At 65.3% G+C, this 19,580-nt stretch carries 16 protein-coding genes and 2 tRNA genes; 13 read left to right on the plus strand and 5 right to left on the minus strand.

Features of this window, described 5'->3' with window-relative positions; all coding sequences use genetic code 11:
* Window positions 1-194 precede the first annotated feature (194 nt).
* The 5 genes from IF803_RS04790 to IF803_RS04810 all read left to right on the plus strand — a co-directional run bounded on the left by IF803_RS04790 (window position 195) and on the right by IF803_RS04810 (window position 6,808).
* The gene (locus tag IF803_RS04790; protein WP_461191440.1) at window positions 195-1,328 is read left to right on the plus strand and encodes a glycosyltransferase; all 1,134 of its coding nucleotides are present in this window, start codon (window positions 195-197) and stop codon (window positions 1,326-1,328) included.
* A 7-nt stretch (window positions 1,329-1,335) separates the two neighbouring features.
* Entirely contained in the window at window positions 1,336-2,838 is a 1,503-nt protein-coding gene (locus IF803_RS04795) for a glycosyltransferase family 39 protein (protein WP_461191441.1), read from the plus strand.
* A 79-nt stretch (window positions 2,839-2,917) separates the two neighbouring features.
* Window positions 2,918-3,613, plus strand: a complete 696-nt coding sequence (locus IF803_RS04800) for a DUF899 family protein (protein ID WP_461191442.1) — start codon at window positions 2,918-2,920, stop codon at window positions 3,611-3,613.
* Window positions 3,614-4,039: 426 nt separating this feature from the next.
* Window positions 4,040-5,182, plus strand: coding sequence for a DUF2778 domain-containing protein (locus tag IF803_RS04805; RefSeq protein WP_461191443.1), 1,143 nt, complete (start codon window positions 4,040-4,042; stop codon window positions 5,180-5,182).
* A gap of 129 nt (window positions 5,183-5,311) precedes the next feature.
* Window positions 5,312-6,808 carry an AMP nucleosidase gene (locus tag IF803_RS04810; protein WP_461191444.1) on the plus strand — a complete coding sequence of 499 codons (1,497 nt, stop codon included), beginning with the start codon at window positions 5,312-5,314 and terminating at the stop codon, window positions 6,806-6,808.
* Between the two features lie 19 nt (window positions 6,809-6,827).
* Here the strand turns inward: IF803_RS04810 and IF803_RS04815 are convergent, their stop codons facing one another.
* The gene (locus IF803_RS04815) at window positions 6,828-7,421 is read right to left on the minus strand and encodes a cysteine hydrolase family protein (RefSeq protein ID WP_461191445.1); all 594 of its coding nucleotides are present in this window, start codon (window positions 7,419-7,421) and stop codon (window positions 6,828-6,830) included.
* A 123-nt stretch (window positions 7,422-7,544) separates the two neighbouring features.
* On the opposite strand from IF803_RS04815, the gene IF803_RS04820 reads away from it, so the two are divergent.
* From IF803_RS04820 to IF803_RS04845, 6 genes are all read left to right on the plus strand, one after another.
* Window positions 7,545-8,384 carry a LysR family transcriptional regulator gene (locus tag IF803_RS04820; RefSeq protein WP_038388305.1) on the plus strand — a complete coding sequence of 280 codons (840 nt, stop codon included), beginning with the start codon at window positions 7,545-7,547 and terminating at the stop codon, window positions 8,382-8,384.
* Window positions 8,385-8,588: 204 nt separating this feature from the next.
* A tRNA-Phe gene (locus IF803_RS04825) sits at window positions 8,589-8,660 on the plus strand.
* A 2-nt stretch (window positions 8,661-8,662) separates the two neighbouring features.
* Window positions 8,663-8,729 (plus strand) — tRNA-Val (locus tag IF803_RS04830).
* Window positions 8,730-9,065: 336 nt separating this feature from the next.
* Window positions 9,066-10,217: a slipin family protein gene (locus IF803_RS04835; protein ID WP_461191446.1), complete on the plus strand. Its 1,152-nt coding sequence runs from the start codon at window positions 9,066-9,068 to the stop codon at window positions 10,215-10,217.
* A 224-nt stretch (window positions 10,218-10,441) separates the two neighbouring features.
* A complete protein-coding gene (locus IF803_RS04840) occupies window positions 10,442-13,798 on the plus strand; it encodes an adenylate/guanylate cyclase domain-containing protein (RefSeq protein WP_461191447.1) in 3,357 nt (1,118 codons plus the stop codon).
* A 293-nt stretch (window positions 13,799-14,091) separates the two neighbouring features.
* Window positions 14,092-14,871 (plus strand): Crp/Fnr family transcriptional regulator, encoded by a 780-nt coding sequence (locus IF803_RS04845; RefSeq protein ID WP_411779964.1) that lies wholly within the window; start codon window positions 14,092-14,094, stop codon window positions 14,869-14,871.
* Window positions 14,872-14,888: 17 nt separating this feature from the next.
* Here IF803_RS04845 and IF803_RS04850 read toward each other — a convergent pair whose 3' ends face one another.
* The 4 genes from IF803_RS04850 to IF803_RS04865 all read right to left on the minus strand — a co-directional run bounded on the left by IF803_RS04850 (window position 14,889) and on the right by IF803_RS04865 (window position 18,056).
* On the minus strand, window positions 14,889-15,086 hold the full coding sequence (locus IF803_RS04850; protein ID WP_028339954.1) for a hypothetical protein: 198 nt from the start codon (window positions 15,084-15,086) through the stop codon (window positions 14,889-14,891).
* A 40-nt stretch (window positions 15,087-15,126) separates the two neighbouring features.
* Entirely contained in the window at window positions 15,127-15,342 is a 216-nt protein-coding gene (locus IF803_RS04855; protein WP_016840464.1) for a hypothetical protein, read from the minus strand.
* 713 nt (window positions 15,343-16,055) lie between these two features.
* On the minus strand, window positions 16,056-17,696 hold the full coding sequence (groL, locus tag IF803_RS04860) for a chaperonin GroEL (protein WP_018272374.1): 1,641 nt from the start codon (window positions 17,694-17,696) through the stop codon (window positions 16,056-16,058).
* 45 nt (window positions 17,697-17,741) lie between these two features.
* Entirely contained in the window at window positions 17,742-18,056 is a 315-nt protein-coding gene (locus tag IF803_RS04865; protein ID WP_223976313.1) for a co-chaperone GroES, read from the minus strand.
* Between the two features lie 394 nt (window positions 18,057-18,450).
* Between IF803_RS04865 and IF803_RS04870 the strand changes: the two genes are divergently transcribed.
* Both IF803_RS04870 and IF803_RS04875 read left to right on the plus strand, forming a co-directional pair.
* Window positions 18,451-18,741, plus strand: a complete 291-nt coding sequence (locus tag IF803_RS04870) for an usg protein (protein WP_026192965.1) — start codon at window positions 18,451-18,453, stop codon at window positions 18,739-18,741.
* 98 nt (window positions 18,742-18,839) lie between these two features.
* The gene (locus tag IF803_RS04875) at window positions 18,840-19,406 is read left to right on the plus strand and encodes a cupin domain-containing protein (RefSeq protein ID WP_461191448.1); all 567 of its coding nucleotides are present in this window, start codon (window positions 18,840-18,842) and stop codon (window positions 19,404-19,406) included.
* Window positions 19,407-19,580 lie beyond the last annotated feature (174 nt).

The following is a 19,580-nucleotide window of genomic DNA, read 5'->3' on the forward strand; positions in this document are numbered from 1 at the left end:
CGACGTTGCAGCTTCAGGGCTCCGGCGCTGGGACGACCACGACATTGATTGGCTGCGCCGGATGTACGCGCGCCCCTTGTTCGTGGTCGTTGGCATTTTCGAACGGTTTTTGCCCCGTTTTCCCGCTTTCCGAGCGCGCATTTGGGTCGGCCTGCCTTGGCAGCGGGTGAGGCTGCGGCTATACGCTGGCGCTCATGAATGACGCCATCAAGCCGGGCCCCGAAACCTCATTGCAGGCGGCAAGTTTGCCGCAGCTTTCGGTGGTCGTCCCGACCTTCAACGAACGTGACAATGTCACGGTGCTGTATCGCCGGCTCGACGCGACCCTGAAGGACGTGTCCTGGGAAGTCATCTTCGTCGACGACAATTCGCCCGACGGAACCTGGGACGTGGTGCGCGCGCTGGCGCGGAAGGATTCCCGCGTGCGCTGCATCCGCCGGATCGGCCGGCGCGGCCTGTCCGGCGCCTGCATCGAGGGCATCCTGGCATCGAGCGCGCCCTATGCCGCGGTGATGGACGCGGACCTGCAGCACGACGAGACCCAGCTGCCGAAGATGGTGGCGCTGCTGCAGAGCGGCGAGGCCGAGCTCGTGGTCGGCAGCCGCTATATCGAGGGCTACAAGGCCGACGGCTTCAACAAGCAGCGCGCCGGCGCCAGCGCCTTCGCCACCGAGATCGCGCGCCGCACGCTGAAGGTCGAGATCGCCGACCCCATGAGCGGCTTCTTCATGATCCGCCGCGACCGTTTCGAGCAGCTCGCGCCGCAGCTGTCCACGCAAGGCTTCAAGATCCTGCTCGACGTCGTGGCGACGGCGGAGGGCAAGCTGCGCGCGGTCGAGATTCCCTACACCTTCGGTGCGCGCCAGCATGGCGAGAGCAAGCTCGACTCCATGGTCGCGCTCGACTTCCTCGGCCTGGTGCTGGCGAAGCTGACCAATGATCTGATCTCGTTGCGCTTCATTCTGTTCGCAGCCGTCGGCGGGCTCGGCCTGGTGGTGCACCTCACCGTGCTGTTCATCGCGCTCGAACTGTTCAAGGCGCCATTCCCGGAGGCCCAGGCCACTGGTGCGATCGTCGCCATGACCAGCAATTTCATCCTCAACAATTTCCTGACCTACCGCGACCAGCGGCTGAAGGGTTTTGGCATCCTGCGCGGCCTGCTGCTGTTCTATCTGGTCTGCAGCGTCGGCCTGCTCGCCAATGTCGGCGTCGCGTTCTCGGTCTACGACCAGGAGCCGATCTGGTGGCTGGCGGGCGCGGCCGGCGCGCTGATGGGCGTGGTGTGGAACTACGCGATGTCCGGGCTGTTCGTCTGGCGCAAGCGATGACGGTGGCATGAACGCGAACGAGGCGCGGCTTGCCCGAAACACCGCGCTTGCGGTGTGGGTGCTGGTCGTGTTGCGACTGGCCGCCGCCGCATGGACGCCGCTGACCTTCGACGAAGCCTATTACTGGATGTGGTCGAAGTCGCTCGCCGGCGGCTATTACGACCATCCGCCGATGGTGGCGGTGGTGATCCGGCTCGGCACCATGATCGCGGGCGATACGCCGTTCGGCGTGCGGCTGGTGTCGATCTTGCTCGCACTGCCGATGAGCTGGGCGATCTACCGGGCGGCCGAGATCCTGTTCGGCGGCCGGCGCATCGCGGCGAGCGCAACGATCCTGCTCAATGTCACGCTGATGGCCGCCGTCGGCACGCTGATCGTGACGCCGGACGCGCCGTTGCTGGTCGCTGCCAGCCTCCTGCTGTACGCGCTCGCAAAGGTACTGGAGAGCGGTCGCGGCGCCTGGTGGCTTGCGGTCGGCGCCGGGGCCGGCGCGGCGCTGCTGTCGAAATACTCAGCGCTGTTCTTTGGTCCGGCGATCCTGATCTGGCTTGCGGTGGTGCCGAAGCTGCGGCGCTGGTTTCTCTCGCCCTGGCTCTATCTCGGCGGTCTGGTCGCGCTCGGCCTGTTCAGCCCGGTCATCCGCTGGAATGCCGATCATCACTGGGTGTCCTTCATCAAGCAGATGGGCCGCGCGCGGATCGAGGATTTCCGGCCGACCTACATCGCCGAGCTGATCCCGACCCAGTTTGCGTTCGCAACGCCATTGGTCTTCATCCTCGGCGTGATGGGCCTCTACGCGCTCTACCGCCGCCGCGCCGGCGCGATGGAGGCGCGTGTGCTGGTCAACACGATGTTCTGGACCATCGTGGTCTACTTCACCTGGCACGCATTGCATGCGCGGGTCGAGGCCAACTGGTTCGCGCCGGTCTATCCCGCCTTTGCCGTGGCGGCCGCGGTCGCGGCAGTCCAGGTGCAGTGGGCGCCGCGCGAGCAGCGCACGATCGATTTCTGCCGCCGCTGGGCCGCGCCCGTCGGTGTCGTGCTGTTCGCGCTGCTGATCGTGCAGGCCAATACCGGTTTGCTCTCGGGCTACCGCCGCGACGCCACCGTGCGCAGCGTCGGTGTCGGCTGGCAGGAGCTCGCGGGCGAGATCGAGGCGGCGCGCGTGCGGACCGGCGCGAGCTGCGTGCTGGCGGCGGACTACGGCACCACGGGCTGGCTCGCCTTCTATCTCCCCAAGGGCACCTGCGTCGCCCAGCAGGGCCAGCGCATTCGCTGGGTCAACATGCCGGAGCCGAGCCCTGAGCAGCTGTCCGGCAAGCTGCTCTATGTGCATGAGGTCGAGCAGGCAATGCCGGCCTCGCTGCGCGACAATTTCGCCCGTGTCGAAACGGTGGCCGAGGCCAAACGCATGCGGGGGCCGTTGACCATCGAGACCTACGTGCTCGACCTGCTGGAAGGCGCAAAGGGCGAGATCCTCGACCGTTCCCCGCCGCCGGAACTGCAGTAAAACTCTCGCCGTTAAGTGTCGGATCATCCGGGTCCGGGTCGTCTTCCAGACAGCCCGTCAACCATGCGAGGTTCCAACCATGACCAGTTCCGTCCTCAAGCCTGCTGCCGAACTCGCCACGACCAACGTCAGGCGCTTTCCCAATGAGAGCGCCGAGTATCGTCGCGCCCGCCAGGCGCTGCTCGTCGAAGAGATCGAGCTGCGCCGGCATATCGAGCGCGTCGCCGCGCTGCGCCGCGCCTTGCCGCCCGGCGGCGAGGTGACCAAGTCCTATGAGTTCACCGGCGAGGCCGGCGCGGCCTCGCTCGCCGATCTGTTCGGCGACAAGCCGACGCTCATCATCTACAGCTACATGTACGGCCCGCAGCGCGAGAAGCCGTGTCCGATGTGCACATCGTTCATGGGCACGTGGGAGGAGAAGCTGCCCGATATCGAGCGGCGCGTGTCGTTCGTGTTCGTGGCGCGCTCGCCGATCGCGCGGCTGATCGAGGCGAAGAAGGCGCGGGGCTGGACGCGTCACAGGATCTACTCGGATGCATCCGGCGATTACACGCGCGACTATGTCAACAAGGATGACGCCGACCTGCCGGGCTACAATGTCTTCACGCGCCACAACGGCACGATCCGTCATTTCTGGGCCGGCGAAATGGGCGCGGGCACGATGGACCCCGGTCAGGACCCGCGCGGCGCGCCGGACATGGATTCGCTCTGGACGGTGCTCGACACCACGCCAGAGGGACGCGGCAAGGACTGGTATCCGAAGCTCGCCTATTGAGGAGATGGTTTTTGCTCGATCCCCGCGTGATTACGGGGCGATCGGCAAGGAAATTCTCCCTAGGTTTCACCCCGGCATGCCGCGCTGGAGCGGCATGCCGGAATGTCCCATCATGGGACAGAAAAGCCGCTTTGGCGGTCCAATGTCATCTTAAAAAAGCCCTACGCCACAGGCACTTCCCGCGTTGCAGGGGATAGCATCCGGTTAAGTCGCATTTAACTAAAAGTCGCCTTAATGGCCGTCTGAGCCCCCGCGCGACGTTGAGCCGAACATCGTTCGACCCCGCGTCGAGTGAGGGACAAAGGTGGACCTGTTTTGAGCGCCGGGCGTATGGGTACGAGTGCGAGTGCGTATGTTCTTGGGGCGCCAAGCCGCAAGAAATCCTCCCGAAAAATTCTCCCACAGCATTTCCTCGGCAGCGCCGCGGTGGCGGGGCTGGTGCTTGGCTGCGCCTGGACCGTCTACGCCAACATCTTTGCGGCGAGCGTCTATCCGTCGGTGGGCAATGCGTCGTTCGATGCGCCGGTGGTGAAGCGGCCCGTCGCGGTTGCTGCGCGGCCGGCGCCTGCCTTCAACGAGGTGTTCGCGTCCTTGACGCCGGCACCGGCGGCTCCCGCGAAGACCGAGGTCGCGAAGTCGGAAGCGACGGCATCGTCGCTTATGTTTAACGATCGGTTTGCGGCCGCCTCGCCCGAGGGCGTCGCGTCCAGCGTCGTGGCTGACGCCGCGCCGCAGATCGACCCGATCAAGCAGGCCGCTGCGCCCAAGCTCGCCGAAGCGGCGAGGGCGGTCGCCTCCGCAGAGCTCGCCGAGACATCGAAGCCGTTGCCGGCGCCGAAGTCGGTCGAAGCCGCCAAGAAGCAGGCCGCCGCCAATCTGAAGGTGGCGCTTAACGATCCCGCTGCGGACGTTCAGCCCAAGGGTGCCGATAAGGCGTCCGAGGCGAAGCCTGCCGAAGCCAGGCAGGCGACCAAGTCCGGCGGCGTCCGTGACATGGCCGCGCGCGCCAAGGCCGCGGTGATGTCGATCGCATCGAACGAGCGGCAGACCATGGTCGAAAAGCTGTGGGGCAAGCGCGAGTCGGGCGGCGGGCTGCTGTCGTTCGCCTCGGCCGACGCCAATGTCACCGGCAGCATCCCCTCGACGTTGGACCAGAACCCGATGCTCGGCGGCTCGCCGCCCTATGACCGTCAGACCGCAGTGTACGACATCTCAGCCAAGACCGTGTACCTGCCCGACGGCACGCGCCTCGAGGCGCATTCGGGCCTCGGCTCCAGGCTCGACGACCCCAGGTCCTCGCATCTGAAGATGGTCGGCGTGACGCCGCCGCACATTTACGAGCTCAAGCCGCGCGAGGCGCTGTTCCACGGCGTGCCGGCACTGCGGCTCAATCCGATCGGCGGCGAGGGCAAGATCTTCAACCGCGACGGCCTGCTCGCGCACACCTTCATGCTCGGCCCGAACGGCGACTCCAACGGTTGCGTCTCGTTCAAGGACTATTACGCGTTCCTCGACGCCTACCGTAACAAGGGCATCCGCCGTCTCGCCGTGCTGGCGCGGGTTCAGTAGGCAGAATGGCCGGCGGGCAGCGGCCCACCGCTGCGGCGCGATCGACGTCTGGAACTCGATGCCATAGTCGCTATACTGCGCTGATCCAGAGCGAGTCCAAGCTCGACAACCGATCTGGCGCGAAGCGACATGTCTCCTGCATCTTCCGTCCAAACCCCGCCGCCGATCGCGACCGAAGCGTTCGTCGATGCCGCTGCCGCGGTTGCCCGCCTCGAAGAGATCTACGCGCGCAACACTGACTTCCTGCGCAATCGCTTTGAGGCCTACGTCAACGGCGTGCCGTTCACGACGCGGGTGCGGGCACATTATCCGTTCGTTCGCATCACAACCTCGTCACATGCGCGGCTCGACTCGCGGCTTGCCTATGGCTTCGTCGCAGGACCCGGCATCCACGAGACCAGCATCACGCGGCCCGACATCTTCCGGACCTATCTCACCGAGCAGATCGGGCTCCTGATCAAGAACCATGGCGTGGCGGTCGAGATCGGCGAGTCGAACGAGCCGATCCCGATCCATTTCGCCTACCGCCGCGACATCAATATCGAGGCGGCGCTGACCATCGCCGACAGTTCGGCGTTCACCCGGTCGCTGCGCGACATCTTCGATACGCCCGATCTCGCTGCGATGGACGATGCGATCGCCGACGGCACCTTTGAGCTGACGCCGGGCGCGCCGGAGCCGCTGGCGCTGTTCCGCGCCGCGCGGGTCGATTACTCGCTGCGCCGGCTCTACCACTACACCGGCACCGATCCGGAGCACTTCCAGAATTTCGTGATCTTCACGAACTACCAGTTCTATGTCGACGCCTTCGTGCAGCTGTCCCAGCAGCGGCTTGCGTCGGGCGAGGCCGGTCTCGAGGCCTTCGTCGCGCCCGGCAATGTGATCACGCACAATGCGCGGCTCGGCGGCGGCAGCACCGGGACCCCGTCCGAACGCGTCCCGCAGATGCCGGCCTTTCATCTGGTCCGGCCCGGCTATCGCGGCATCACCCTGATCAATATCGGCATCGGTCCGTCCAATGCGCGCAACATCACCGACCACGTCGCGGTGCTGCGGCCGCATGCCTGGCTGATGATCGGGCACTGCGCTGGCTTACGCAACACGCAGCGGCTCGGCGATTATGTGCTCGCCCACGGCTATGTGCGCGAGGACCACGTGCTCGATCACGAGCTGCCGCTCTGGGTGCCGATCCCGGCGCTTGCGGAAATGCAGGTCGCGCTCGAGGAAGCCGTCGGCGAGGTGACCGGGCTCACCGGGTTCGAGCTCAAGCGGCTGATGCGCACCGGCACGGTCGCCAGCGTCGACAACCGCAACTGGGAGATCAGCGGGCCGCAGGTGATCCGGCGCATGTCGCAGTCGCGCGCGGTCGCGCTCGACATGGAATCGGCGGCGATCGCTGCCAACGGCTATCGCTTCCGCGTACCCTACGGCACGCTGCTGTGCGTCTCCGACAAGCCGCTGCATGGCGAGATCAAGCTCGCAGGCATGGCCAGCGAATTCTACCGCCAGCGCGTCGGCCAGCACCTCGAGATCGGTCTCAGGGCGCTGGAGCGGCTCAAGCAGCAGGAATCCGAACGCCTGCATTCGCGCAAGCTGCGCAGCTTCGCCGAGGTCGCGTTTCAGTAGCGCACAGAGGGGGCGGCCCTCAGGCGAGCGCGTTGCCGCGGGCGATGATCGCGAAGCGGTCGGACAGTTCGGCGAGCGCGACGTCGTGAATGAGCCTTGCGACAATCGTGCCGCCGACGCCGTCGGGCAGGTCGCGGGTGGCGCAGCTGTCGGCGTCGATCGTGGTGCGGAAGCCGAGATCGAGCGCGGCGCGGGCGGTCGAACTCACGCACATATGCGTCATGAAGCCGGCGAGCACCAGTTCCTTGCGGCCGGTCGCGGCAAGCTGCGCGTTGAGGTCAGTGCCGGCGAATGCGTTCGGCAATTGCTTCTCGATCACGATTTCGCCCGGCCGCGGCGCCAGCGGCGCGACGATCGCGCCACGCTCCGCGGTGCGATCGAACAGGCTGCCCGGCTGGCCCTTGTGCGCGATGTGGATGATGGCGGCGCCGCTTTCCCGCGCGCGCGACAGCAAGGCGGTGGCGCGCGCAATCGCCGGGTTGGCGTCGGGCAGCGCCAGCGGACCGGCAAGATATTCATTCTGGATATCGATCAGCACCAGGCAGCTGTCGCCGAGACGGGGCGGGGTGAGGTCGATACCGGCAAGCTGCATCAATGTCTTGGCTGACGTCATGGTCGTTCTCCAGCGGATGGGTCGCCGAAAACATAGCCCGGGATCGGCCTGCCGTTATGCAGGGATATTGCAGCCGGTGGCTGCGTTATTGCAGGCGGCCGCCGCGCGATGTAGCCTGCCGCCATGAACTGGGACGATCTTCGCATCATCGCGGCGGTCAGGGACGAGGGCACTTACGCCGGCGCCAGCGCGCGGCTGCGCATCGACGAGACCACGGTCGGGCGCAGGCTGGCGCGGATCGAGCGCGCGCTCGGCTTGCGCCTGTTCGAGGCCGTCGATGGAGTCCGCAAGCCGACCCGGCAGTGCGACATGGTGCTCGCGCATATCCAGGCGATGGCGGCGCATGCCGAGGAGATCGGCCGGATCGGCGAAAGCCTGCCTGGTCCGGTCGGGCGGCTGCGCATCGCCTCCACCAGTGCGATCGCCGAGGAGGTGCTGGCGCCGCGCGCAAGTGAATTCCTGCGCGCCCATCCGGGCCTGACGCTGCAGTTTCTGACCTCGAGCGACAATGTCAAATTCTCGCGCTGGGAGGCCGATCTCGCGATCCGCCTGCGCAAGCCCGACAAGGGTGACTTTGCGATCTCGAAGCTCGCCGAGGTCAGGTCGTATTTCTTCGAGCCGGCCGCGACAACGGCGGGAGAAGCGATGCTGTGCGCCTATCCCGACGAGCTCGGCGGGATTCCGGAAATGCAGTTCCTGCGCACGAAGCGACTTCGCGCACGCTGCGTGACCGACAATGTCCGTATCATCCACACGCTCATCCAGTCGCATCACGCCGTCGGCGTGTTGCCGGAGCACAGCTGTGCCGACCTGCTGACCGACCGACGTTTGCGCGCCACGCTGCTGCCGAAGCGACGCGACGTCTGGCTCCTGGTGCAAAACCATCTCAAGCGCGATGCGGCGACGCGCGTCACCATCGACTGGCTGCGCGCCTGCTTCCAGGATGCCGCGCAGAGGGGGTGATGCGCCCTCGCAATGACGGGACGTGCTGCGACGCCTGGGTCACAGCACCGCCCCGTCATGAAAAAATCACATGCTGCCCCCTTGCAACCCGGACGTGCTTCGTCTATTAGCCCGCTCCTTCGCTTCGGCCACGGGTTCGGGCTCGTTGAGATCCCGACTGGCGCGAGCCGCTTTGCGGTGTCGTGTTCCGCCGAAATGAAGATCGCGAGATGAAGCTCATGGGCGAGCGTCGGGGATGAAATCCCGAAGGTATCGGTTCGAACCCGGTCTCTCACAAAGGATAGCTCAGTTGGTTAGAGCAGGTGAATGACACTCATCGGGTCGCGGGTTCGATTCCCGCTCCAAGCGCTCCGTTTCAGCCTGAAAAGCTGATACCTCTGAAGGGGACCGGACGCGCGCTTCAGTCGCAGTCCGGCCGTCCTGCCGCAAGGCATTTCGTCCGAACATCGACACTGTGAGACCGGCTTTGCGCCGCGGTGGATACCGCTTGCGCTGATGCCGGGTGGCTCCGCTCGGCCGCGCGATATTCGTCGCGCGAACGCGCGCGTGCGCCCGTCATCGCGCAAGCTCAAGCCACGGCCCGCTCGGCTGACAGGAAGCCGCGTTCGCGTTCTCACGTCCTTTGCAAAATGAAACCCGCTCTTCGGCCCATGGGCCTCGGAGCAACAATGGAGGCGTGTCATGACCTGGCACTTCCTGACGACCAACTTGACGGTGAAGGATGGCGAGCGCGCGTTGCTGACGCGCAACGGCCGGCTCGAGCAGGTGCTCGCGCCCGGACGTCACCGCCTGTTCGATCCCCTGCGTCAGCTCAAGGCCGAGCTGTTCAGCGTCGTGCGGACTGAATTCCCCGCGGATCGCTTCGCGGTGATCAAGGCTGCGCGGCCCGATCTGGCCGACGAGCTGTTCGAGGCGATCGAGACCCGCGCGAACGAGATCGCGATCGTCAGCCTCGACGGCCGTCCGGTGCAGCTGATGACGCCCTGGCAGACGCGCGTGTACTGGAAGGTCGCGACGTCGGTCGAGGTCGAGCGCATCGACGTCAGCAGCGATCCCAGGGTCACGGCACGCCACCTCGCGATGATCCAGCCCAACCGGGCCGGCGTCATCACCGAGGCGGTGGTCGAGAACCACGAGGCCGGTCTGCTCACGGTCGAGGGCAAGCTGGTCGAGCGGCTCGCGCCCGGCCGGCACGCGTTCTGGATCGCGGGCCGCAAGATCGAGGTCAAGCGCCTCGACCTGCGTCCCCAGGCGGTCGAGATCACGGCGCAGGAGATGCTGACCAAGGATCGCATCGCGCTGCGCGTGACGCTGACCGCATTCCGCCGGATCGTCGATCCCGAGCGGGTCGTGGCCACGGTGCCCGACGTGGATGCGTGGCTGTACCGCCTGGTGCAGTTCGCTATCCGCGAGGCGGTGGCCGGCCGCACGCTGGACGAGGTGCTGTCTGCGAAGGCGGCGCTCGATACGGAGCTTCGCGACTATGTCCGCGAGCGTGTCGCGGACAGCGGCGTCGAGGTCACCGAGCTCGGCGTGAAGGACGTGATCCTGCCCGGCGAGATCCGCGAGCTGGTCAACAAGGTGGTGGAGGCGGAGCGGGTGGCGAAGGCCAACCTGATCCGCCGCCAGGAGGAGACCGCGGCGACGCGTTCGCTCCTGAACACCGCCAGGCTGATGGAGGAGAACCCTCTGCTGCTGCGGCTCAAGGAGCTGGAGTCGCTCGAGCGTCTGGTCGAGAAGGTCGGCCGCATCGACCTGCATGCGGGCGAGGGTCAGGGCCTCGATGCGCTCCTGACCAAGCTGGTCCGCCTCAAGGCGCCCGAGAGCGCGTAAGACAGAAGGGCCGCCCATGGGCGGCCCTTCGATTTTTTTGCCCGGACCGACCGCCGGCACCCGTACGAACGTTAACGTGCAGACGGCTGTAACGGGGCACCGCCACGGCACAATTCGCATGTCCTGCGCCACGCCGCAAAACAGAGGTGCCACCCCGGGCAGATTGCGATAACGTTTGTGCACCGTGGTCCATTCGGCCAGCCGTCAACCCGTCGGTGAAGCCAATGCAGCAGATTGCGGAATGGCTCGAGAAGCTGGGACTTGGGCAATACGCGCTGCGTTTTGCCGAGAACGGCATCGACCTCGGCGTTCTTTCCGAACTGACGGATGAAGACTTCGACAGGCTCGGGGTCCTGCTCGGCCATCGTCGCAAGATGCTGCGTGCGATCGCCGATCTCAATCGAGCCGAACTGATCGCCGCGCCGGTTTCTCCGCACGATGCCGAGCGCCGCCATCTCACCGTGATGTTCTGCGACCTGGTCGGCTCGACGGCCTTGTCGGCACGTCTCGATCCCGAGGACATGTGGGAAGTCATCCGCGCCTATCGCGCAGCCTGTGCGCAGGTGATCACGACATACGACGGCGCCGTTGCCAGATTTATCGGCGACGGGATCCTTGCTTATTTCGGCTATCCCCGTGCCCACGAGGATGATGCGGAGCGCGCGGTGCGCGCCGGCCTCGATGTCATCGCCGCAATCGGCAAGCTCGAGACCCGCGCGAAAGAGGGCGTTGCGGTGCGGATCGCGATCGCAAGCGGGCTCGTCGTGGTCGGCGACCTCGTCTCCGGCGCCGCGTCGGAGGAGCAGGCGCTGGTCGGCGATGCGCCGAACATCGCGGCGCGGCTGCAGAGCCTGGCGGAGCCGGGCGTGGTCGTCGTGGCGGCCTCGACCCGGCGGCTGCTCGGCAACCTGTTCACGCTGCGCAATCTCGGCCGCCGCGAGGTCAAGGGCATCTCGGAGCCGATCGCGGTGTGGGCCGTCGAAGGCGAGCCGGCATCGGAAAGCCGTTTCGAGGCGGTGCGCACCGCGCACTCGATCGGCTTCGTCGGCCGCAAGGCGGAGATCGAATTTGCGTTGTCGCGCCAGCAGCTGGCGTGGCAGGGCCAGGGCCAGGCGGTGCTGATATCGGGCGAAGCGGGTATCGGCAAATCGCGCATCGTGGCGATGCTCTCCGACAGCCTGGCGCCCGGGACACACCGCCGTGTGCGGTATCAATGCTCGCCCTATCACACCAACAGCGCGCTGCACCCCTTTGTCGCCCAGCTCGAGCGTGCCGCCGGCATCAGGCCGGAGGATGCGCCGGAGCAGAAGCTGGACAAGCTCGAAGCCATGCTGGCGCTCGGCACGCAGCACGTGCCCACCGTGACACCGCTGATCGCAGCGCTGCTGTCGATCCCGACCGGCGAGCGCTATCCGCCGCTCGGCCTCAGCCCGGCGCAGCAGCGGCGGCAGACATTCGCAGCGCTGCTCGACCAGCTCGAGGGCCTCGCCCGGCAGCAGCCGGTGCTTGTCGTCTGCGAAGACGTGCATTGGGCCGATGCCACCTCGCTCGAACTGCTCGACCTCGCGGTCGACCGGATCAGGGGACTGCCGATCCTCATGCTCATGACGTTCAGGCCGGAGTTCGAGCCGCCATGGGCGGGGCTCGCCAATGTCAGCCTGCTGCGGCTCGATCGGCTCGACCGGCAGGACACCCGCGCGCTGATCGAGCAGGTGACGGTCGGCCGGTTGCTGCCCGGCGAGATGATGACGCAGATCGTCGAGCGGACGGACGGTGTCCCGCTGTTCGTCGAGGAGCTGACCAAGATGGTCATGGAGTCGGGGCTGCTGGTCGAGAATGCCGGGCGCTATCGCCTCGACAATCCGCTGCCGCCGCTGGCGATCCCGGCGACGCTGCAGGACTCGCTGATGGCCCGGCTTGATCGGCTGGCGCCGGTCAAGGAGGTGGCGCAGATCGGTGCGGCGATCGGCCGTGAGTTCTCATATGCGCTGCTGCGCAGCGTGGCCGGGCGCGATGATCTGACGCTTGCCGCGGCGCTTGCCCAGCTCGAAGAGGCCGAGTTGCTGCTGCGCCGGGGCGTGCCGCCGGATGCAAGCTACAGCTTCAAGCATGCGTTGGTTCAGGAAGCGGCTTACGAGAGCTTGCTCAAGAGCCGCCGGCAATTGCTTCACAAGCATATCGGCGATGTGTTGCGCGACAAGTTTGCCGAGATGGCCGAGATCGAGCCGGAAGTCGTTGCCTACCATTTCACCGAGGCAGGGCTCGGCGAGACCGCGCTGGCGTGGTGGCGCAAGGCCGGTCAGCAGGCACTGAAGCGCTCGGCCTATTGCGAGGCGATCGCGCATCTCGGCAAGGCGGTCGCCATCGCCGATGAACTGCCCGACGAGCCGGATCGGATGATCGGCCGGCTCCATCTGCAAATCGCCTACGGCCGCGCGCTGCGGGGCAGTCTTGGGCACAGCGCCCCCGAGACGGTCGCCGCCTGGACGCGCGCCCGGCAGTTCGCCTCTGACATCGATGATCCAATCGAGCTCGCGCCGATCCAGTCGGGCCTCTTCAACGCCTGCTTGACCCACGGCGAGCTCGCGCCGATGCGAGAGTTGGCGGAGGCGATCATGGGCGCAGCGGAGCGGCATCCGAATTCGCCGGTGGCGACAATCGTCGCGCGCTGGGCCAGCGGGGTGACCTCCTGGTTCGCGGGCGAGTACGTGAACGCGGGCATCCATCTCGAGCAGGCCTTCGCGGCCTATGCGACCGAGCCGGATCCGGCAACCTTCAAGGCGTCGACGCTCGACCTGCCGTTCGTCATCATGAGATTTCTCGCCCTGGTGCTTTGGCCGCGTGGCGAGATCGATCGGGCCCGGCAGCTCGCGGGCGCAGCGGTGAACGTCGCCGGGAAACAGCGCGCGCTCGCGCGCGCCAATGCGCTGGTTCACAAGGCGGTCTTCGACGGGCTGTGCGGCAGCAGGTTGCGCCAGACCGAGACGATCCTTGCCCTGGGCCTGGCGCAGGATCATACGATGCCGCTCTATGTCGCCGCCGGCACCTATCTCAATGGTCTGGAGAAGTGGCGTGCCGGCGACCGGGCCGCAGGTCTCGCGGAGATGCAGCGTGGCTGGACGTTGCTTCACGAGAACGACTGCTACCTCTGTGAACCGTTCTGGGGATTGCAAATTGCCGTGGCGAATGCGGAAGCCGGGCATGTCGATGCCGGGCTCGACATCATCGATGGGTTGATCGACGCGACGGAGCAGTCCGGGCAGCACTGGCTGGATGCCGAGCTGTACCGCGTGCAGGGCGAGCTGCTGTCGCGTCGTCACAGCCCTGACATTTCCGGAGCGGAGAATGCCTTCCGCCGCGCCCTCGAGATCGCGCGAAGGCAGCAGACCAGGACGTTCGAGCTGCGCGGCGCGCTGGGACTTGCACGTCTTTACAGCCGCAGCGGCCGGGCAGAGGAGATATCTCAATTGTTGGCGCCGGCGCTCGCCGGCTTCGATCCGGCGCTCGATCTTGCCGAGATCAAGGACGCGCAGGAACTGCTCATGCAGGCGTGGCCGGACCGCCACTCGCGCGCGTCTTGACGGGTGCCGCCGCAGCGGCGCGGTCACACCGCGTCCGCCCCACGCCTGCGCAGGTGGCGAAAGAGAAGGTTCGGATGTCGCGCGCGGCGCGAGCGATGCGAAACTGGAACTGTTGAGTTCCCGAAGTTCTACGGTGCGACGATGCGCATTTTGCTATTGCGTCCGGCGGCGCATTTGCATCTAACTTTAAGGACGCTGCCGCGGAGAATTCCGCCTTGCGGTCAATCGTTTGGAATTTGTTTTTGATCCTGTGTTCGAGTGAGTAAGCTGTGCGACCGTTGACGTTCCCGCAGGTGAGCATTTCCAGTGGAACTCGTAATCGCCTTCTCGCGACATTGTCGCCGGCGGATCTGGACCTCCTGAAACCGGAACTTGAGACTGTCGCGCTCGAACAGGATGCAGTCCTGGCGCGCGCCGGTGACGAGATCGACTACGTCTTCTTTCCTCACAGCGGCGCGATCCTGTTGATGATCGACATGGCGGATGGGCAGACGGTCGCGACCGGCGTGGTCGGATGCGAAGGGGCCGTGGGCAGTCTTTCGGTTCTCGGAGCCTCGCCGTCGGGCATTACCGCCGTCGTTCGTGCGGCTGGTACCGCCTCACGGATCCCGGCGGCGCGCTTTCATGCCGCTTTCGGCCGCAGTCCCGGGATTCGGCAGGCGATCCAGAAGCACGTCAGGTCGATGCTGATCCAGTTTCAGCTCGGCTCCGCCTGCAATGCGCTCCACCCGGTCGAGGCGCGGATGGCGCGCTGGCTGCTTCAGCTTCGCGACCGCGTCGACAGCGACGTCCTCCCGCTGACCCAGCACGCGCTGTCGCAAATCCTCGGCGTACGACGAACGACGGTGACCTTGCTGATGGGCAATCTGCGCAAGCGCGGTGCGATCAGGTCGGATCAACGAGGCCGGATCGAGATCGACCAGGCGCGGCTCTTGGCCGCGGCGTGCGAATGCCATCGCGTCATGCGTCTCGAGGCCGAGGAGATCTTCTCGGGCGACAAGGTTCGAACGCGCGGAATGGCGCCGGCCAACGATCCGCGCATCCCGGAAATCGAGGCTGATGACGCCGTGTAAGCCCGTTCCTGGTCGGATCAGCTTCCCGGCCGCCGATCAAGCTCCCGTGTGGGGGAGGATACCCTTTCGAGCTCCGCAATCTCGCGCAGCACCTTTGCGGTCTCGCGCAACTCATTGCGCTTCGGACCGGGCTTCAGCCGTCGTGCCTCATCGAGAAAGTCCTTGGCCTGCAGCAGCCAGGCTGACGTTTCCGTCGAGATCTGCACATGCGCCATGGTGTCCCTCCATCGCGGGCGTCAATAGTGGTGGCCATTGTCAGGCCGGCGAACCGCCGCCGCGGCGTCGCCGCACGCGGATGCTCGGCTCGTCGACCCAGGCGTCCCGCGCAAACCAGGCGTGATCCGCGCGGCAAAACGGACAGGGCGTGCGCGCGAAGAACACGGTACTGCGTCGAAAGCTCTCGCGATCGGTCTTGATTCCGGTGGAAATCGCGTGTCCGGTTTGCGGACATCTGACCATCACCATGCCCATGAGCGCCTCCCTCCCATATTGCCTTTTGCTTTTTGCCTTTTGCCTTGCAGAAATAGTCCGGCCGGTTGGATTGGCCCCAGATCGGTGCGCGGGGTAGTAGGGGGGCATCGCGCACCTGCGGCGTTTGACGGAGCATCGGCAGTGGGGGCTGCACGCTCGTCACTGGGCTTCTTCCAACCGGCCAGGTCCCTCCTTGAACGAATCCTCGATGTGACTTCAATTCCGCTTCTTCAGGCGGCTTGGCAGAGAACCTCTTCGCTTTCGCCCACGGCACAGCCTCCCTTGCAAGTGAGAGCATTCTCCGCAACGCTTGCCCGCGTCACGGGAGCTGACGCTCCGTGCTCGATTCAGATTTTTGAGAGTGAAGTTCGATCTCGTCCCGAGCTTACTGTGCGGGACGAAGGCGACAGTGTCGGTTCGGTTTGCGACTCTCGCACGAAATTTTTTTTGAGATTGTCAACTCAGACCAACGTATATTTACGGAGAGTGTTGTGCATAACGTGCATGCTGAGAGCCGCGTGAAGCTCCTGCATCAGCGCGAGGTTGTGCGAAGTATCCGCATTGGCCGCGCTGCGGTAAGCAGCCGGCGAGCCTACCCCAAACAAAAACCCCGGCATCGCTGCCGGGGTTTTGCATTTCGTTGCCGCTGAGCGAGATCCCGGCTCTGCGGTGCACCGCTTTGCGCTGCACCGCGTCCGGGACGACTTCGTCGCTTAGAAGTCCATGCCGCCCATGCCGCCGCCCGGAGGCATCGCGGGGCCGCCGGCGTTTTTCTTCGGCAGCTCGGCAACCATCGCTTCCGTGGTGATCAGGAGCGCGGCAACCGAGGCAGCGTTCTGGATCGCGGTGCGGACGACCTTGGTCGGGTCGATGATGCCCTTCTTGACGAGGTCGGCATAGTCGCCGGTCTGGGAGTCGAAGCCGTAATTGTAGGCCTTGTTCTCCAGGATCTTGCCGACGATGACCGAACCGTCTTCACCGGCGTTGATCGCGATCTGGCGAGCGGGAGCCGACAGCGCCTTGCGCACGATCTCGACGCCGGTCTTCTGGTCGTCGTTCTTGGTGCGCAGGCCCTTGAGCTGCTCGGACGCACGGAGCAGGGCGACGCCGCCGCCCGGGACGATGCCTTCCTCGACAGCCGCGCGGGTCGCGTGCATCGCGTCATCAACGCGATCCTTGCGCTCCTTCACCTCGACTTCGGTCGCGCCGCCGACGCGGATCACCGCGACGCCGCCTGCGAGCTTGGCGAGACGCTCCTGCAGCTTCTCACGGTCGTAGTCCGAGGTGGTCTCCTCGATCTGCGCCTTGATCTGGGCAACGCGGGCGTCGATGTCGGCCTTCTTGCCGGCGCCGTTGACGATCGTGGTGTTCTCCTTGTCGATCATCACCTTCTTGGCGCGACCGAGCATCTGCAGCGTGACGTTCTCGAGCTTGATGCCGAGGTCTTCCGAGATGGCCTGGCCGCCGGTCAGGATCGCGATGTCCTGCAGCATGGCCTTGCGGCGATCGCCGAAGCCCGGAGCCTTGACGGCCGCGACCTTCAGGCCGCCACGCAGGCGGTTGACGACGAGGGTGGCGAGGGCTTCGCCTTCGACGTCTTCGGCGACGATGACCAGCGGCTTGCCGGTCTGCACCACGGCCTCGAGCAGCGGCAGCAGCTCGTTCAGCGAGGAGAGCTTCTTCTCGTTGATGAGGATGTAGGCGTCGTCCATCTCAACGCGCATCTTGTCGGCGTTGGTGACGAAGTAGGGCGAGATGTAGCCGCGGTCGAACTGCATGCCCTCGACGACGTCGAGTTCGGTCTCGAGCGACTTGGCTTCCTCGACCGTGATCACGCCCTCATTGCCGACCTTCTTCATGGCGTCGGAGAGGAACTTGCCGATCTCGGCATCGCCGTTGGCCGAAATGGTGCCGACCTGGGCGATCTCCTCGTTCGAGGTGACCTTCTTCGAGTTCTTCTGGAGGTCCGCAACGACGGCTTCGACCGCGAGGTCGATACCGCGCTTGAGGTCCATCGGGTTCATGCCGGCGGCGACCGACTTGGCGCCTTCCTTCACGATCGCAGCCGCGAGCACGGTCGCAGTGGTGGTGCCGTCGCCGGCCGCGTCAGCGGACTTGGAGGCGACTTCGCGCACCATCTGGGCGCCCATGTTCTCGAACTTGTCCTCGAGCTCGATCTCCTTGGCGACGGTGACGCCGTCCTTGGTGATGCGGGGAGCGCCGAACGACTTTTCGAGCACCACGTTGCGGCCCTTCGGACCGAGGGTGACCTTCACCGCGTTGGCGAGGATGTCGACGCCGCGCAGCATCTTGTCGCGCGCCTCGACGGAGAATTTGACTTCTTTAGCTGCCATCTGAATTTTTCCTTGAGAGATTTAACCTGGGAGGGAGGGAGGCGCTTAGGCCGCCTTCTTCTTGGAAGCGGGGACGTCGAGGACGCCCATGATGTCGCTTTCCTTCATGATCAGCAGGTCTTCGCCGTCGATCTTGACCTCGGTGCCGGACCACTTGCCGAACAGCACGCGGTCGCCGACCTTGAGGTCGATCGGGATCAGCTTGCCAGCTTCGTCGCGGCCGCCCGGGCCGACGGCGGTCACTTCGCCCTGCGAGGGCTTTTCCTTGGCGCTGTCCGGAATGATGATGCCGCCAGCAGACTTCTCTTCGGCGTCGATACGCTTGACCACGACGCGGTCGTGAAGCGGACGGAATTTCATGCAGTCCTCCTAAACATTTGTAGATGCTGTAGATTTTTGGAGAGTTAGCAGTCCAGTCCAGCGAGTGCCAGACTGGCTGGGCAGGAGATAGGCCAAGCCTTGGCGGCGGGCAAGTGCCTCTAGCAGAAAAATTGGCACTCGTGAGTGCCGCCTGCCAAAAGGATGCCGAGATCATTTCGGCATCCTTAATGCCGCCCCGCAGTGGCCGCCGGGCTATTAGCAGATGCGGTAAGCTGCTGCCAACGCAAGAAATTTCAACAACCTATTAAACATTTGGGCTTGAGATGGGTTAGTCGCGTGCGTCACATTTCTCTCATGTGAGCGCATCCATTGCCGGTGGTCCGGCGGGGGAGGTCGGCCACCACGTGAATGCGCTCCGTCACAGGAGGTTGGCATGGTCTCGCGAGTTGGTGGGGTTGTTTCCGACGATTTCCGGAAGCAGTTGCTGGGGTACGGGCTGACGACGGCGCAAATCCTGTATCGGATGCCGGATCACCCCTCGTTGCTGCAGACTTATGTCTGGCAGAACTACGACCTGTTTCCGAAATTTCCGGCGCTGCAGGATTTCCTCGCGTTCTGGCAGGCGAAGCTCGAAGGCCCGCTGTTTTCGGTGACGGTGGCGCATTCCAAGCTGGTCAAGCCGGCCGAGCTGCGTGCCGTCGACGGCGTGTTCCGGCTGCATTGATCCGCAAAGCGGCGGGGCGCGGCTTGCGCCTTTGCTCGCCTCGCGGCGCGCGACTTGTGTTAGCCTCTCTCCGTCACAAAAAGACGGGAGGCGAAACAATGGCCAAGAAGACGGCATCAAGATCGGCAGCCAAGACCGCGGTGAAGAAGAAATGGTCGGGGCTCGGCGCCGGCACCAGGAAGACATCCGCGAAATCGTCCGCGCGCAAGACCATCAAGTCGAAAGGCCGCGTCTCGGCGGCCAAGAAAAGTGCGCCGAAAGCTGCAACCAAGGCACGGCCGAAGCAGCGCGTCGCGATCAGCCATCACCGCGAAGAAGACTTCAAGGCCGACGGGCTGCGCGCCTACGCCAAGTACCGCGACCTCGGCATCGCCGCCGCCTCGCATGGCCTCGCGCAGGCACATGTCATCCGGCTGCAGGGACCGTGCAATCCCGATGAAGTGTCGAAGCTGCACTTCCACGACGTCGACTTCCAGATGGTCTATGTGCTCAAGGGCTGGGTGAAGACCTACATGGAAGGCGAGGGCGAGACGCTGATGCAGGAAGGCAGCGCCTGGACCCAGCCGCCGCGCATCCGGCACATGATCCTTGATTACTCCGACGACGTCGAACTGCTGGAGGTGATCCTGCCGGCCGAGTTCAAGACGGTGGAGTTGAAGGCGTAGGCTTTTCGCAGTCGTCATGGCCGGGCTTGACCCGGCCATCCATCCTGCTTCGAAAGACTCTCCTTGGCTGATGGATGCCCGGGTCAAGCCCGGGCATGACGATTTTCTAGGCCGTGTACCCATAAAACCGTCGGCGTGACTCTACGTCCGCATTGTCCCGATAGCGACCAGGTT

The sequence above is a fragment of the Bradyrhizobium sp. UFLA06-06 genome, assembly GCF_054820065.1.

Excerpts from the sequence above, each read along its gene's own strand:
- IF803_RS04790 (WP_461191440.1), top strand. The coding sequence starts at position 195 with ATGAATGACGCCATCAAGCCGGGCCCCGAAACCTCATTGCAGGCGGCA.
- IF803_RS04795 (WP_461191441.1), top strand. The coding sequence starts at position 1,336 with ATGAACGCGAACGAGGCGCGGCTTGCCCGAAACACCGCGCTTGCGGTG.
- IF803_RS04800 (WP_461191442.1), top strand. The coding sequence starts at position 2,918 with ATGACCAGTTCCGTCCTCAAGCCTGCTGCCGAACTCGCCACGACCAAC.
- IF803_RS04810 (WP_461191444.1), top strand. The coding sequence starts at position 5,312 with ATGTCTCCTGCATCTTCCGTCCAAACCCCGCCGCCGATCGCGACCGAA.
- IF803_RS04815 (WP_461191445.1), bottom strand. The coding sequence starts at position 7,421 with ATGACGTCAGCCAAGACATTGATGCAGCTTGCCGGTATCGACCTCACC.
- IF803_RS04820 (WP_038388305.1), top strand. The coding sequence starts at position 7,545 with ATGAACTGGGACGATCTTCGCATCATCGCGGCGGTCAGGGACGAGGGC.
- IF803_RS04835 (WP_461191446.1), top strand. The coding sequence starts at position 9,066 with ATGACCTGGCACTTCCTGACGACCAACTTGACGGTGAAGGATGGCGAG.
- IF803_RS04840 (WP_461191447.1), top strand. The coding sequence starts at position 10,442 with ATGCAGCAGATTGCGGAATGGCTCGAGAAGCTGGGACTTGGGCAATAC.
- IF803_RS04850 (WP_028339954.1), bottom strand. The coding sequence starts at position 15,086 with ATGGCGCATGTGCAGATCTCGACGGAAACGTCAGCCTGGCTGCTGCAG.
- IF803_RS04855 (WP_016840464.1), bottom strand. The coding sequence starts at position 15,342 with ATGGGCATGGTGATGGTCAGATGTCCGCAAACCGGACACGCGATTTCC.
- groL (WP_018272374.1), bottom strand. The coding sequence starts at position 17,696 with ATGGCAGCTAAAGAAGTCAAATTCTCCGTCGAGGCGCGCGACAAGATG.
- IF803_RS04865 (WP_223976313.1), bottom strand. The coding sequence starts at position 18,056 with ATGAAATTCCGTCCGCTTCACGACCGCGTCGTGGTCAAGCGTATCGAC.
- IF803_RS04870 (WP_026192965.1), top strand. The coding sequence starts at position 18,451 with ATGGTCTCGCGAGTTGGTGGGGTTGTTTCCGACGATTTCCGGAAGCAG.
- IF803_RS04875 (WP_461191448.1), top strand. The coding sequence starts at position 18,840 with ATGGCCAAGAAGACGGCATCAAGATCGGCAGCCAAGACCGCGGTGAAG.